Annotated in this window: 15 protein-coding genes; 5 read left to right on the top strand and 10 right to left on the bottom strand. The window is 48.0% G+C overall.

Features of this window, described 5'->3' with window-relative positions; translation table 11 throughout:
• Positions 1-228: DMT family transporter (locus E1189_RS08145; protein ID WP_155159537.1), on the top strand; the 228-nt coding region annotated here is incomplete at its 5' end.
• Positions 229-247: 19 nt separating this feature from the next.
• Here the strand turns inward: E1189_RS08145 and E1189_RS08140 are convergent.
• Positions 248-1,141: a helix-turn-helix domain-containing protein gene (locus tag E1189_RS08140; RefSeq protein WP_155159534.1), complete on the bottom strand. Its 894-nt coding sequence runs from the start codon at positions 1,139-1,141 to the stop codon at positions 248-250.
• Between the two features lie 295 nt (positions 1,142-1,436).
• On the opposite strand from E1189_RS08140, the gene E1189_RS08135 reads away from it, so the two are divergent.
• From E1189_RS08135 to E1189_RS08125, 3 genes are read left to right on the top strand one after another with little or no spacing between them, the layout of a single operon-like run.
• Positions 1,437-2,063 carry a recombinase family protein gene (locus E1189_RS08135; RefSeq protein WP_155159533.1) on the top strand — a complete coding sequence of 209 codons (627 nt, stop codon included), beginning with the start codon at positions 1,437-1,439 and terminating at the stop codon, positions 2,061-2,063.
• Positions 2,053-3,708, top strand: coding sequence for an IS481 family transposase (locus E1189_RS08130; RefSeq protein ID WP_329601944.1), 1,656 nt, complete (start codon positions 2,053-2,055; stop codon positions 3,706-3,708). The genes E1189_RS08135 and E1189_RS08130 overlap by 11 nt, the downstream gene beginning before the upstream one ends.
• The gene (locus E1189_RS08125; RefSeq protein ID WP_155159531.1) at positions 3,698-4,669 is read left to right on the top strand and encodes an AAA family ATPase; all 972 of its coding nucleotides are present in this window, start codon (positions 3,698-3,700) and stop codon (positions 4,667-4,669) included. The genes E1189_RS08130 and E1189_RS08125 overlap by 11 nt, the downstream gene beginning before the upstream one ends.
• Positions 4,670-4,915: 246 nt before the next feature.
• Here E1189_RS08125 and E1189_RS08120 read toward each other — a convergent pair whose 3' ends face one another.
• Both E1189_RS08120 and E1189_RS08115 read right to left on the bottom strand, forming a co-directional pair.
• Complete coding sequence (locus E1189_RS08120) at positions 4,916-5,110, bottom strand: hypothetical protein (RefSeq protein WP_155159530.1); 195 nt, start codon at positions 5,108-5,110, stop codon at positions 4,916-4,918.
• Positions 5,111-5,139: 29 nt separating this feature from the next.
• Positions 5,140-6,312 (bottom strand): NYN domain-containing protein, encoded by a 1,173-nt coding sequence (locus E1189_RS08115; protein WP_155159529.1) that lies wholly within the window; start codon positions 6,310-6,312, stop codon positions 5,140-5,142.
• Between the two features lie 117 nt (positions 6,313-6,429).
• Between E1189_RS08115 and E1189_RS08110 the strand changes: the two genes are divergently transcribed.
• Positions 6,430-8,157: a class I SAM-dependent methyltransferase gene (locus tag E1189_RS08110; protein WP_155159528.1), complete on the top strand. Its 1,728-nt coding sequence runs from the start codon at positions 6,430-6,432 to the stop codon at positions 8,155-8,157.
• A gap of 356 nt (positions 8,158-8,513) precedes the next feature.
• Here E1189_RS08110 and E1189_RS08105 read toward each other — a convergent pair whose 3' ends face one another.
• From E1189_RS08105 to E1189_RS08075, 7 genes are all read right to left on the bottom strand, one after another.
• On the bottom strand, positions 8,514-9,098 hold the full coding sequence (locus E1189_RS08105) for a hypothetical protein (protein WP_155159527.1): 585 nt from the start codon (positions 9,096-9,098) through the stop codon (positions 8,514-8,516).
• Positions 9,099-9,239: 141 nt separating this feature from the next.
• Positions 9,240-9,569 carry a hypothetical protein gene (locus tag E1189_RS08100; RefSeq protein ID WP_155159526.1) on the bottom strand — a complete coding sequence of 110 codons (330 nt, stop codon included), beginning with the start codon at positions 9,567-9,569 and terminating at the stop codon, positions 9,240-9,242.
• 643 nt (positions 9,570-10,212) lie between these two features.
• The gene (locus tag E1189_RS23825; protein WP_196221319.1) at positions 10,213-10,377 is read right to left on the bottom strand and encodes a hypothetical protein; all 165 of its coding nucleotides are present in this window, start codon (positions 10,375-10,377) and stop codon (positions 10,213-10,215) included.
• Positions 10,361-10,903, bottom strand: coding sequence for a type IV toxin-antitoxin system AbiEi family antitoxin (gene abiEi, locus E1189_RS08090; protein ID WP_155159525.1), 543 nt, complete (start codon positions 10,901-10,903; stop codon positions 10,361-10,363). The genes E1189_RS23825 and abiEi overlap by 17 nt, the downstream gene beginning before the upstream one ends.
• 228 nt (positions 10,904-11,131) lie before the next feature.
• Positions 11,132-11,986: a Fic family protein gene (locus E1189_RS08085; protein WP_329601943.1), complete on the bottom strand. Its 855-nt coding sequence runs from the start codon at positions 11,984-11,986 to the stop codon at positions 11,132-11,134.
• Positions 11,987-12,682: 696 nt separating this feature from the next.
• Complete coding sequence (locus E1189_RS08080) at positions 12,683-13,258, bottom strand: ankyrin repeat domain-containing protein (protein WP_155159523.1); 576 nt, start codon at positions 13,256-13,258, stop codon at positions 12,683-12,685.
• 217 nt (positions 13,259-13,475) lie between these two features.
• Positions 13,476-14,291, bottom strand: coding sequence for an ankyrin repeat domain-containing protein (locus tag E1189_RS08075; RefSeq protein WP_155159522.1), 816 nt, complete (start codon positions 14,289-14,291; stop codon positions 13,476-13,478).
• Between the last annotated feature and the right edge of the window lie 80 nt (positions 14,292-14,371).

Raw genomic sequence — 14,371 nt, 5'->3', positions numbered from 1 at the left:
GCTTATCACCTCTGGGTGAAGGCCATATCGCTATACAACCCGGTTAATATTGCTCCTTTCTCGCTATTGATTCCGGTTATTGGTCTTTTCCTGGGGTATGTGGTCTTTGATGAGATTCTAAGTGTCCCGGAAATTGCTGGATGTTTCCTTGTCATTGGAGGAGTGATTGCCCATATGGTTAATGTGCGGCGTGCCTCATCCTTAAAAGAAGCTCAGACGAACTCTTGATCAACATAGCTCCCCGCCTTCAAGGCGGGGAAACCGGGACAACTATGCTTCTCTTATATGTGATTCGACGATACTCATTCGGGGTTAAACCAGTCATTTTTTTAAATTGTCGGGTCATGTGGCTTTGATCAGAAAATCCACATTGATGAGAAACCGCCCTGATATCCACACTTTCACTGAGCAGTTCTTTAACCATGGAGATACGACGCTCCAATATCCATTTCGCAGGAGAGACTCCGAAGGACTGTCGGAATATTCTTTGGAAGTGGAATTCACTCAGATTTGCTTTGCTGGAAAGGGTCGATAAAGTCAGCTTTTCATCAAGATTGTGTTCAATATATTCCCTCAAGTCCTGGGCAAGATAACCAGGTAAACCTCCCTTTAATTTCTCATGCTTCAGGTGGGGTGGATCTCTCATCAGAAAACAGGAAATAGCTTCCGATATTGCGCAGTCAATAAAAAAACTGTCTCTGGTTTGCAAGGCAGCATAAAGCCTTTTAAAGGCTTCCTTTATTTGTGGGCTTTCACCGAAAGTGATTTCCGGAACATGACAAAGGCGAGCGTCGTAATCAAATAACTCTACATACCTTCGCCGGATTTCGCTATCAGGAATGTGTAGGTGCATGAATACAAGATAGGATGAATGACTCCAGTCAGAACTGGAACCCTCTGGAATAAAACAGAACTTACCTGGAGTGCCAGTATTTCCTGGACTCTGCTTTCTACTGCTGCCAAGCCCACCACTTATGTAGTAGCTGAATGTGTGGCCCAGAAGATCAGAATATGAAACATCACGTCCATCGTTTCTCCAGATGGATAGACTTTCCTTATGGTGGGAATCGTACTGTATAATCTGCGTAGCGACTTTAGAGGATGTTAAAATATTCTTCGGCGGCTTCAAACTCTTTTTCATACGTCTTCTTATGTATTTATTGTTCCTGTCATAGCTACTATGATCAACCAATAAAAAATCATCATATTGATCGACATCAAAGAAATAATGAACTTAAAGATGAGTATGACAGCATTTGTGCCACACAGACTTCTTTGTCACGAATACAGAAAAACGGTCGTTTTTCTGTACTCCCGAACTGAAGTGCCAATAATAGCTATAGCCCAGACAAAATAGTACGACTTTGCCGTATAAATTTTTATCGTCTACTTTTCTCCCTGCTACCTGAGTAAAACCGACAGTTCCTGGTGGTGTCATGAGAATTGGTTACGCTCGTGTCAGTACGAACGATCAAAATCTGACTTCACAGATTGATGCCTTGCAAGCGGCAGGCTGTCATAAGATTTTTCAGGATGTTGCCTGTGGTGCCCGGGCAGAACGTCCCGGTCTTGATAACTTGCTGGGTGCAGTCAGGCCCGGTGACGCTCTGGTGATTTGCAAGCTTGATCGGTTAGGCCGGTCTCTCAGTCACCTTGTCACTCTTGCGAACAAGTTACTGGAGCAGGACGTGGGTCTGGTGAGCCTGAATGATCCAGTTGATACTTCAACCCCCCAAGGAAGGCTGAGTTTTAATCTGTTTGCTGCCTTGGCTGAATTTGAACGAGAGATCATCAAGGAGAGAACACGTATAGGCTTAAACTCGGCCAGATTACGGGGTCGCAGAGGGGGGAGACCTAAAGGCTTACCACAGAAAGCACTGAAAATTGCCTGTGCAGCAGAAACCCTGTACCGGGAAGGAAAACTGACCGTTGATGAAATAGCCAGTCAGCTTGGTATCTGCAAGAGTACTCTTTACTCATACCTCCGGCATCGAAATGTTCCTATTGGGAGCCAGGCTGGTGAGGCAAGCAACAGATATGTCCAGCAAAGTCATACCGCCTGAAGCACTGTTTGAAATTCAACGCCGCAGGCTATCACTTCCTCCCCATAGCTCTGAAAAGCGTAATGTTATTCGTGAGGCAGCTTCTCTCTATGGTGTTTCCCAAGTCAGCGTATACAGGGCGTTGCGAAAAATTGGGAAGCCATCATCAGCCCGTCGTAAAGATCACGGAATCCCACGGGTTATGTCTCAAGAGGAGCTGGAAAGATACTGTGAGGTCATTGCAGCCATCAAGATCAGAACCTGCAACAAGAAGGGGCGATACCTTCCAACAACCCGGGCAATAGAGCTTCTGGAAACTTATGGTATTGAGACAGCCAATGGATTGCTCAAAGCTCCTCCCGGTAAGCTGAAAAAACCAACGGTGAACCGTTATCTTAAAACATGGGGTTATGATCAGGGTACTTTAACCCGCCAGCCCGCAGCCGTTCGATTTCAAGCCGAGAAAAGTAACCAATGCTGGCAGTTTGACTTGAGTCCTTCAGACCTGAAACACATCAAGCGACCTCTCTGGATAAGGGAAGGAGCAGGCTCACCAACTCTCATGATTTACAGCATTGTTGATGACAGAAGTGGAGCGGCCTATCAAGAGTATCACTGTGTTTATGGGGAAGATGTAGAAGCCGCTCTGCGATTTCTATTTACAGCTATGTCACCAAAAGACAATAACAACTTCCCGCAGGGCAGGCCGGATATGATCTACACCGACAACGGCCCCATCATGAGAAGTCAGGTTTTTCACCGGGTCATGTGTTATCTGAATATTGAAGTGAAATCACACATGCCTGCTGGCAGTGATGGACGACGAACAACGTCCCGCTCAAAAGGAAAAGTTGAACGCCCTTTCAGAACGGTGAAAGAGCTTCATGAAACGCTTTATCATTTCCGCGAACCAGAAACAGAAGAAGAGGCAAATGTCTGGCTGCATCATTATATTGAGAAATATAACCAAAATGATCATCGTTCGGAGCCATGCAGCCGGATAGAGGACTGGCTGAAAAACTTACCGGAAGCTGGGTTCAAAGCGATGTGTGATTGGGATCAGTACTGCCACTTCGCCAGAGAGCCGGAGCAGCGGAAAGTTGGCATTGATGCCACGATCCAAGTTGAAGGTGTTTCCTATGCGCTGTCACCTGAGCTGGCCGGTGAGACTGTTGTTATCTGGTGGGGACTCTATGACCAAGAAATATTCGTGGAGTTTCAGGGTAAGAGGTTTGGCCCATATTATCCATCCGGTGGCCCGATTCCTCTACATAAGTACCGGGCCCACAAGAAAACCGTTAGAGAAAAACGGGCCGACAGAATAGAAAAACTGGCAAAAGTACTGAGCCTGCCAGATGCTGCTTATGCGGAGATGGGGCTGTCTCTGGCCCATAATCCCAATGTTGATGCGTCTATTGGTTTGCCAGCTTCAGTTCCTTTTTCTGGTACTGACCCTTTTGCTGAAGAAACATGCTGGCCTGACGAGCTGTCAGCGCGAAAAGCTATCGCTGAACATATTGGTATGCCTCTTGCCAAACTGACCTCAGAACAGCTGGAGTCTATCACCCTGATACTCAGTGAAACTCTGGATAAGAAGGAGGTGTTAAACCGGGTCACTGAAGTTATGAAGTCCATATCAGAGAAGGTGAATAGCCATGTTGAGTGATGTAATGGCCCATTACGGAATGAACAAGGAGTTTGATCAGGCTCCATTTTATGAAACGGATGAATTCAAGCATATTCTTCATGAAGTCAGGCACTGTATTGAAAACGGAAGGCTGATAGACCTGACTGGCAGTGTTGGAAGAGGCAAGAGCAGAATGATACGGCACATTCAGGAAGCCCTTAAAAAAGAGAAGAATGTCTTGGTCAGCCAGTCACTATCCGTTGAGAAAAACCGACTGACTCTGGGAGTCCTGATTTCTGCTCTCTTTTGTGATCTTCGCCGCAGCAAAAATGACAAAATTCCATCCCAACCGGAACAGCGGGAGCGTGAACTGAGGGATCTGATTAAAAACAAAAAGAAGCCAGTGGTTCTGTTTGTAGACGAGGCTCATGACCTGCATGCAAAAACGCTCATTGCTTTGAAAAGGCTGATAGAAGTCATACAGGGGGCCGGTGGGGTATTATCCATAGTATTAGCGGGTCATCCAAAGCTGAGCAACGATCTGAAAAGGCCGACAATGGAGGAGATCGGTGCCCGGGCCACAACATTTACCCTTGATGGCATACAGAAAAATAAGAAGGGATACATCAACTGGCTGTTCAAACAGTGCTTCCAAGGCAAGGTAAAGATAGAGACCATTATCCAGCCTGAAGCCGTAGAATGTCTGGCTGATCGCTTGACCACTCCGTTGCAGATGAACCAATACCTGAGTCTCGCCATGACTGAAGGTTACAATGCGGGGGTGCAGCCAATCACGGAAGAGTTGGCCAAATCTATTTTGGCTTATGACCTTAACTGTGCAGAAGCTCAGTTGGTCAGACAAGGGTATGATATTAAAGCTCTGGCAGATGCGCTGGATATAAAGGCCAGGGAAGCCCGGAACTTCCTCAAGGGAGATATTCCATCGTCCAGAAGGGAAGAAATTATGGATAGCATCAGGGCACTCGGAATAAATTTGTAATCGAAACAGCTCCACTCCTTCATACACAAGTGCTCCAGAGATATTTTCAAATAATGTGAGCCCAGCTCTCCGTTTTCGAGCTTTTATCACTTAATCTGAGCCCGTTATCATTTATTGTGAGCCTGGGGCTGGAGATATTTTCAGTTATTGTGAGCCCGTAAAGGGAGCTTTTTTCAAGCCCGGGCCTAGATTTTTTCAAGCCGCTACACATAGGTGTAGTGATTTTCTCGGAATTCGGCATCGTCTTCAGCGCAAACCCGGATCATCGCCCATGTCCAGCCTTCGCCATCGTGTCGTTCTTCCAGTACTCCATCCAGAAACAGGCTGCCGAATAAAGTCCATCTTGTCCGTCGAAGCGAGTGAATGGAAGTGCTCGTCGACCAGACTGAGCAGGTTTTTCCTGTTCTCCAGAAGCTGAGACGCATGGTACAGCTGGGTCAAAAGCTCACGCTGCTGACGTGATGTTCCCTTTATGGCTCTTTTTTAGGTAATCGTTCTTCTGCCATCTGGAACACCTTATCAAACTGGGCTTTGTTGTATTCTCCCCATGCCAGTTGTCTCAAAACCAGTTCATCAATAGGGATCTTTTTTGCCCGACAGTGCTTGATGATATGGCTGAACTGAATGCTGTCAGCCACATACTGCCAGTTCAGACTTTTGCGTATTTGAAAGCCAATAACTTGCGCGCTTTTCCCTTTTACGGGGTAGAACAGGTTGCCGGTAAACATCAGTTTGGTCAGGCAGCCAGCTTCCAATTCCGAGAGCTGTCCAGAGCTGGCGTTAACCAGTTGTTGTGGGATGTCTTCTTTGGGTAGCGGCTTCAAGGTCGTAGCCAATTCGTAAGCTTTCTGGAACTTTGTCCAGGGCAAGACGGGCCACTTACCCGATTTGCGGGCAGATTCGTACTCCCTGAGGGTGGCGTTTTCCAGTGAGGGCAATGTAGTGGTAATGGGTTTTGTCTTGAAACGCACCAGCCAGATCTTGTTATCTTGGTAAACCTCAAGTTTTGGGCTGTCCCGCAGAAAGTCAGTAAAAGACGTAAATCCCAGTGCCTTTTCATTAAAGGCACTGTCCAGCGCGGTCATCCTTACCTTAAGCTGTGAGCAGTGAGCTGCACCGTCAAACAGGGAAAGAGCTTTATGGGCCAGCTTGAATGCCTTGCTCTGTTCTTCCTGTTGGGTTTCTTCATCTTTGGAATCCACTGCATCTGTGTAGATATAGCGGGTACAGGATGTTTTGACGGAGTCGCTTAATGGCGAGCGAGGCCCCACGCCGATAACCTCTTTACCCATCTCCCGCAGGCGCCGGAAAAGAGGGGAGAAGTCGGAGTCGCCAGTCGCCAGTACAAACCAGTCAATATCGCTGAGGCGCATAGCGGTTTCCATAACATCAACGGTCAGTTGTATATCGGAGGAATTTTTGCCGCTGACCGGGTGATAGTTATGGACCAGCTCAAAACCCTGCCGGTTGAGATGTTGCTGAAAGCCCTGAATGCTGCCGTTATTCCAGTTGCCATAGGCTTTGCGAACAATGAGCTGGCCTGTGGCACTTAACTCTTCCACCAGTTTCTCAGGACCCTGTTCTTTTACCCAGCTGGTCAGGTTTTCCGCATCAATAAAAACGGCAATTTTTGAACGGGCCATTGGCAAACAACATCCCTGTTTTTTTGAGTTATTCTGAAAATACCATGAAATCGTCGTTCACATCACGGGCTCTTTGAAGGAATATACAATCATTTTCAATAGTTTGGCCTGCAGGGAATGGCACAGTCAGAATCTAACCACCAGCAAGCGCTGCGTAAGGTAATAGCCTGTTACTCTCACAAAGCGGATGAGCTTAGTGAGCAGTACGAGGCATTGTCAGCACAGGATGTTCATGCCCAGTGGGCTCGCTCTTTACCAAAAGCGCCTGGATTGGTGTTGGATGTGGGGGCAGGATCGGGACGTGATGCCGCCTGGCTGTGCAGCCTTGGTTTTGATGTGGTAGCTGTTGAGCCGGCGCAAGGCTTGCGGGAAAAGGGCTTGGCGAAGTATCGGCATCTTCCCATTCAGTGGATTGACGATTCCTTACCAAGCCTGAAAACGACGCTGGCGTTGAATTACCGTTTTGATTTGATTCTGGTCAGTGCTGTATTTATGCACCTGCATAATGTAGACGACAGGAAGCGGGCCTTTCGGAAATTAACCAGTCTTCTAAAGCCGGGCGGGCGACTGGTGATTACTCTCAGGCATGGTCCATCGCCTAAAGATCGTCCCATGGTTGATGTGGCCTCGGATGAACTTCTGGCTCTTGGGCGAACCCATGCTCTGGAGGCTATAGATTTTGGCCATTCCAAAGACGTTATGGGAAGAGAGGATGTAAGCTGGAGCTATGTGATGCTCCAGTCGCCTGATGATGGCACCGGTGCGCTTCCATTGTTACGGCATCTGATTCTTCTGGATGATAAGTCGTCTACCTACAAGCTGGCGCTTCTGCGTGTGCTGGTGCGTATAGCTGATAGCTGCCGTGGTGCGGTACTGAGAAGGAATGATGAGTTTGTCACTCTGCCATTCGGGCTGGTGGCTCTGTACTGGATCAAAATCTACAAATCGCTGCTACTTGATAACCAGTTCCGTCAGCAACCGGGCAATCAGAATTGTGGCTTTGCCAAAGCGGCTTTTTATAACCTTGATCAGATTGGCCATGATCTTCGTTTGGGTGCCGTTCTGACGGGGCAACGAGCCAGAATACTGTTTGCAGCTCTTCGAGATGCCCGTAACACTATCAAAACGATGCCGGCCCGTTATCTGACTTTGCCAAGAGAAGACAACCCGGTTTTTCCATGCCATAGCAATAGTCTCAGAATCAGCGATAGCATAACTCTGGATCTCCCATTTCTGTCAGCCTTTGGTGAGTTTCATGTTCCCACGCATCTCTGGGATGCCATGACCCATTATGCCTGTTGGATTGAGCCGGCTATCAATAATGAGTGGTGCCAGATTATGCAGGGTTACCATAGAAAACAGGGCGAACAGGTCGGTCTCGGAGAGTTGTTTCAAGCCTTGACTTGGAAAAATGACGAGCGTTCCACGACAGAGGTGCGCTCCATTGTCGAACGAATGAAAAGTAACGGACAAGCTCCAAGCTGTGTTTGGACGGGAAGTTTACTGGTTCGGGCGAAGTATGAGGTTGATCATTGTTTCCCTTATGCCAATTGGTTTAACAATGACCTGTGGAACCTGATGCCTGCCACGGAACAGGCTAATGGCAGTAAAAGTAATAAACTTCCGGCCGGTGAGTTACTGTTACTATCGAAGGGGCGTATTTTGAGCTGGTGGGATGGTGCTTATCAGACACCTGTGCTGGAAGGGCGATTCTATACGGAGGCAGTCGCTTCTTTACCTGGCATCAGGGAGCGGTCATTGAATGCTGTGTTTGAAGGCGTAGTGCGGCAGAGGGTTCATCTTAAGCATGAGCAGAGTATGCCGGAGTGGGGTTCTGATGAATAGTGATTATGAGCTTTGCGAGCGGGCATCAAAGGGATTGTTATATCTCTGAACCGGATCTTCCATTTTACAAACACAGATTTTCTGTACTGCTGTCCATGATGTCTGGAGGCCTACTTTTTCTCGTTTTCTACAACGTATTCGGCAACGGCACGGCTCTGTGAAACTGCATCAGAACTGTGCCGGAGGTGTCATCAATTATTCAGAATGTGTCAAACGGAATGAACTGTACATTAGGAATTGCCTTGCAAGTTTGAGAATCCCTGTAGGTTCTTTATTATTGTGACAGGTTCTCATCGCCTAACCTGACAGGCTAATGGTGCTAATCCAGCAAATGACCTTGCTCATAGACAATGACGTCACCCATCGGTGATGCACTCGCCCTCAATCAATAGTTCTTCACTGGGTCCCGCCTGGCCATCCAGAATCCGGTAGAGCAGGGCGTAGCTGACCCGCCATTGAATGTTTCGACCAGTATCCGTCACATCAAGGGTGACGGACTTGGGGTTAAGCCGGAGCACCTTGCCGGTGTGCTCAACGCCATGCTTATCCTTGAACCCCAGAACATCACCCACAGATATGGCATGTCGGCTTAAGCCCTTGCTGACTTCATGGTGAACACGGACATCCGCCCCTTCAATATTGAGCATGTAGTAGGGCACGTTCCAGCGTTTACCATCAGTGAGATCAAACACATGCGCGCGTTTTGGTTTGAGTTGCAATATCTCGCACTCGTGCAGGGCGTTGCTGGCAGGCTCCAGGTAGCTGAGCTTTTGTCCGACTGACAAAGACATCTTGATCCTGCGGATACGCTCTGGGGAGTCCAGCTCGTTGTTGATGATGGCGTGCAGCCTGAACAGGTCAAAGGTGCTGGCCTGATTTAATGCGTTCAGCAGCTGGGCATAGTCGATGGATTGCTTGGCCGGTGGGGCTGTATCCGTCATGGGCAATAACCTGAGTTGTTCGTTGTGTGGGGTGAAATGTACCGGGAATTCGGCGTTGGTCAATGGTTATAGTTCTGGATGCAGGCCTTCCTGTCCTCACTCACCTCCTTTCTTAAGGGAAAGGAGGTGAGTGAGGAGGCGTCAAAAAGGGAAATGAGGCGGTTTGAGGTACACGTAGGGCAGATGGACCTCCACCAGCCCGAACTTTTTCAGGCTGGAGAGTGTGCGGCCAAAGTTCTTCCTGGACGACATGGGTTTATTTTCCCCCGTGCAAGCCAGAGCCCAGTCCTCAAGGCGTACCCGTGCTCCCTCGGCGGCATGGTCGCTCTGGTGCAGATTGTTTTTGTTGCTCCCGGTACAGCGTACGCAGAATATCCAGACAAGCCCTTTGTACTTTACCCAGCGGGCAGGGTTTTGATTCAGGAACAGGCGCTTCGATGCGCTCCAGAACGCAGCTGGTTTCAGCCTCACCGTCCTCATTTGTCCAGGGCAAAGTCATGACCTGACTCAAGCAGCTGTTCAATGGCTTCGCAGACCAGAGCCGCATGTTCGGCCTCCATAAGTCGGGCCGGAATCTGGCTGAATTGGACAGGATTGATTTACAAAAGTGCCGTCCGGATTCTGAAAGATATTCTGCGGAACTGTTGTCGATGCTCTGATCTGTGGCACATTCTAATCGTTTGTTGGCTAACCGTCTGTTGGAACCTTTTCACCACTCCTGATCTGGGGTGGTTGTTATCTCTATCAAAAATAAAATCAACCTTGTGTTGATATGGTTCGTTTTCATTGTTTATCGTAAATCAATCAATGGTTGATATTGATAATTCACAATGGAGGTGAAGATGTTAATTCCCGGAGGTCATTACCCGGCACACATTGAAAAGGTGACTCGCTGGAGCTGTCGCTACACGGGGTCGGCACGGTTGTCACTGGTTTGGAGAATCGATAGTGGTCGCTGTAAAGGACAGTTGATTACCAGTCACCATATGGTGGAAAGCGTGCGTTTACCCCTATCTGGCTCAGCGAGGACGGCAGGAGGTTCGGTGTATGGCGGAATGCTTGCGCGGCTCCCGGCTTGTCGAAACGCAGCGGTTTCTGGACCGGCCTTGTCGCATCACCCTTGGAAAACCAACTGATCAAGTAGTTCCTCCTGATCCAGACAGTAGAGAATGTCGTAGTGTAGAAGCTCTTTTTCCACAACAGGACGCATCGATGCCAGAGCATCGTTTTGCATAATGCGTTCCACCAGCCCAGAAAAGTCCTCAGTGTTCATCTTCATTCAACATGGTCTCGTCGATCAGGTGTAAATTTCTGCCAACGCGTTTCAGATCTCGAAAGGCAGCCTGTTTGTTTGCAATCAACAAGGGGCGACCGCGCTCAAGAGTGCTGTCCAGAATATCAGCGACAGAGCGTTTCGTATGGGTAAACTCAAGGGTGCCAAGGGGGGTTCTGTAGGTGCCTTTTCTGCCGGTTGTCATAATTGTCAGACGATCAACCGGAACCTGGGAGATGACTCCGTATTCAGAGAGAGCGGATTCAAGGCTGATGTAGTTGTACTCCCATCGTCGTGCAGTGGCAGCAATCTGCTCAAGCAGGTCAGCACTGCGCTTTTGAGAAAGGGTATAAATGTAGATGCCTTTCAGCACACGTTGAAGAATGTTGTTTTTAACCAGGCGAGCCAGCCCCGCCTGAAGGGCTTTAGCTTTATCTTCATTAAAAATTTTGGCCAGATCCCTCTTTGTGAAGACGCAGCGCCCCATGCGGTCGAAGTGGGAAAGAAGCCTGATTGCAGTTGCCTGATCCATGGTGAAAATTCTTTAAGTGGACGTTTATGCTATCTCAGTATGGTGTAAGTGAGCACTTGTGGCAAGTTTAAGTATACGAATTATCTATCCGTATGTGGTTTTTGTGCACACTTGTTTTTATGGGACGGCTATTTCGTTGATTTTTCAGAGGGTGAGATAGGGGATGCTCAGCTCCAGTAGAAAGTCTCAGTCCTGTAAAAACAATTCCGGCCACAATTGCCAGATTTATTACTGAAACAGCTTTACCATACTCAAGCCCCTGTCACTCAACCGGTAGCTCTGTTTAGGGCTTTTTGGGCTGTCTGGGAAGCTCATAGAAACCAAACCACTTTCAATGGCTGGCATCAGGTAGTTTTTACGAAAGGTAGGCCGGTGCTTCAGTTGCAATAACTCCATTAATTCTTTCGCACCAAGAGGCTGGCCCTTTGCACTGCGCAGTACTTCTAAGAGCCGTTTTACTTGGTCGGTTGCTTGATCGGTTACTTGGTCGCTGGCAGCGTCCTCTTTGCCAACAACCTCAAGAGCTTCCGTGAGAGCCTGCTCGATGGTTTTCAGCATAAAACCAATAAACGGCGTTGAGTCGCAAGCCTTGTCCGCCTCTCGCAACACAGCATAATACTGCTCCTGCTGCTCTTTGATCAGGGTCTCTACTGGCAAAAACGCCAGAGCCGGACGCCACTGAGACAAAATCAATGTCTGCCAGAAACGTCCCAACCGGCCATTTCCATCCGTGAACGGGTGAATAAACTCAAACTCATAATGAAAAATGCAGCTGGCAATAAGCGGATGAGAATCGGTCGTGCCCAGCCAGGTCAGCAAATCACCAATCAGTCCTGGCACCTGTGATGCAGGTGGCGGCATATGAACTAACTGATCATCCCGGTAAATACCAACACCGCCCGAACGCCAGCATCCGGCCTGTTCAGTCAGCCCCAGCATCAAACGTTTATGGGTTTCCAGCAAATCGTTGATATGTGCAGGCTGCAGATCCGGTAATGTATCGTAGGCCGCAAAGGCATTCCGGACTTCCTGGATTTCCTTCGGAGCCCCTAAAACACGTTTCCCATCAAGTAACGCAGTCACCTGTTCCACAGACAAGGTATTGTGCTCAATAGCGAGTGAAGCCTGTATGGTGCGAACACGGTTCCCCCTTCAGGAACATTATGGTCTTACAACTCTACTCAATCATCGAGCAGAAACTCTGTGCGGACGCAAAGATGGCCACTGCAGGATATAACACCAAAAAGTAGCCGCGATGTATACAGATGGGCTGTTTGAGCAAGTAAAAAATCAGGATTGACCAGCACAAAATCTCAGCTATCTTTGCTGCTCTTGTTCTGAAAAAGAGGGAAAGTGATATCCTATCTGCGCTGCCCAAATGTGGTGCTGGTGTTGTTTCTGTGCGAGTAAATCAGCCTGTTCGCCATGATCTTAGGCACATACACTGCCATTTTCTCCTTCTAAAGAAGACTTATCCCGATTTATCTCCCTGAAAATACCCTGTCTACCGCGCACTTTGGTCGTTGGTAGTTGCTTTTTGCGTTTTTATTATTCAGGGGCTGCTTTGTTATTTGAATATGTGGTTGGCTGAGCGCTCACGGAACAGGGGCGCAGCCTGACCGGTGGCCGCACCGTCACAGTAATATTTGGCAGGGCGGATGACCCGCCTATCGAGGCACAACAGCTTTTTCCACTCTCTATCCCCGCGAATGGGGATATCTACACAGTGGTCATGCGTCTTCTGACTGTTGCACAGTAAGAGTGATGTGCCAATCAAATCTACTTTGGAGTGGGAGGTGTTAATGTGCGGAGCAGTGGAGTTGATTCTGTGTCCGCTTTGTGCGTTGTGATATGCCTCAAGAGCGCAACTGTTTGATTAAAATCCCTTAGCCTATGGAAACGGAAGACGCGTTGTAATTGTGCTGCAAAAAGCGGAGTTTCCTTCCAAAAAAAGTATGATAATTTAAGATCGGGCATTGCCCCATAAGAAAGTAGCAACTTAACCATTTTATAATGACCGCCATGGCTCGCCTGATATAAAGGGACACAACTCTCTGTATTTAATGATGCCCCGTGCTCAATCAGTGTTGTCGCTGACTCAATGTGATTGTTCTCTGCTGCTACATGTAACCCATATGTTTTAAATCTGAACAGACCAGCGCTTAATGTGTCATTCAGATTGAAGCCCTCTTGAGCAATATATTCCTGCACTTTATCAATGTCCCCCTCCCTGCAGGCAGCAATGAATGGATGCTCTCCCGCGCGAGGGGATGCTGGTACAGGCATGCTCAAGCATAGAATGCTTAAGAAAAAGCCGACATAGAGGAATCGCTGCCTCTTATAAATCCTTAACACAACTCACTCCGCAAATCACCATGACAAAAGGGGTAGAAGGTATGGCAATCAACAAGGAAAATATCAAGTTATTCGAGGCTCAGCGTCTGGGTGAATGAGTTTGACTGGTCACCGGTGGCACAGGAACAGGAGTGCAGCCTGACCAGTACCCTCGGCCCCCCACGGATGAGGATGTCTACACAGTGATCATACGTCTTCTGGCGGTCTCATCGGATCATTAAAGTTCTTTCTCTGAAGTACTCTGTAAGCTGAGTTTGGACATTCCAGTGTTTACACTGGTCGTAGTCATTTCAATAGCCTGTGGTTCTCCAGTGAGGGCTTTTCCCCGTAACTTTTTGGAAGTCTGACGGCGTTTCCCGTACTTCTTTTTTGCCTCCTTGAGAGATGCAATGATTCTGTCGTACTGTAATCTTTTAGGGTCAGAGCATGGAAGTAACTCTCTTTGGTTTTGTGCAATCGTCAGTGGACTTTTCGTGCAAAACATCCAGTAATACCACTCTATTGTTGGATCAGCGCCAGCTTCGAGCAACGTGTCAACGATATCAGCATGGCCCTCTTGACACGCCATAAACAAAGCAGTGGCACCGTCGCTATGTCTCTTATTCACGCTCACACCTCGGGTGTTCGCAATAGTTTCAACCACCCTGCCATGGCCATTTTGAGCAGCCATAAACAAAGGAGTGGTCCCTCTCCATGTTTGATTAATTTCTGCATCTGCAGCTATTAATCTCTGAACCACTTCAACACGGCCTACTTCGGCCGCCACAAACAGGGCGTGAACAGGTTCACAATATGTTTTACAGGGAAGCTGTTGGTTAATATCAAAGCCCTCCTGATCTAAAAAATACTCCACCGCTTCCGCATTACCTTCACGGCACGCAGCCAGAAAATCGTGTTCATCATATTCATTCTTCAACTCTACACTCAGGTCTGCTTTGCATTCACCTTTAGCCAATACGTTTGCACAAAACCCCAAAGCCAGAAGGAAAAAACTGGTGTAGAGGAATCGCTGCCTCTCATTAATCCTTAACACAACCCACCCCACAAACCGTCATAGCCAAAGGGATGGAAGGTATGGCAATCAACAAGGAATATATCAAGTTATTCGAGTCC

Source organism: Parendozoicomonas verongulae (assembly GCF_009711465.1).
GTDB lineage: Bacteria > Pseudomonadota > Gammaproteobacteria > Pseudomonadales > Endozoicomonadaceae > Sansalvadorimonas > Sansalvadorimonas verongulae.
This window is presented reverse-complemented; position numbering and strand designations above follow the sequence as displayed.

Bases quoted from the DNA above. Each gene is read 5' to 3' on its own strand.
- E1189_RS08135 (WP_155159533.1), top strand. From the start codon at position 1,437: ATGAGAATTGGTTACGCTCGTGTCAGTACGAACGATCAAAATCTGACT.
- E1189_RS08140 (WP_155159534.1), bottom strand. From the start codon at position 1,141: ATGAAAAAGAGTTTGAAGCCGCCGAAGAATATTTTAACATCCTCTAAA.
- E1189_RS08125 (WP_155159531.1), top strand. From the start codon at position 3,698: ATGTTGAGTGATGTAATGGCCCATTACGGAATGAACAAGGAGTTTGAT.
- E1189_RS08105 (WP_155159527.1), bottom strand. From the start codon at position 9,098: ATGACGGATACAGCCCCACCGGCCAAGCAATCCATCGACTATGCCCAG.
- E1189_RS08110 (WP_155159528.1), top strand. From the start codon at position 6,430: ATGGCACAGTCAGAATCTAACCACCAGCAAGCGCTGCGTAAGGTAATA.
- abiEi (WP_155159525.1), bottom strand. From the start codon at position 10,903: ATGGATCAGGCAACTGCAATCAGGCTTCTTTCCCACTTCGACCGCATG.
- E1189_RS08115 (WP_155159529.1), bottom strand. From the start codon at position 6,312: ATGGCCCGTTCAAAAATTGCCGTTTTTATTGATGCGGAAAACCTGACC.
- E1189_RS23825 (WP_196221319.1), bottom strand. From the start codon at position 10,377: ATGAAGATGAACACTGAGGACTTTTCTGGGCTGGTGGAACGCATTATG.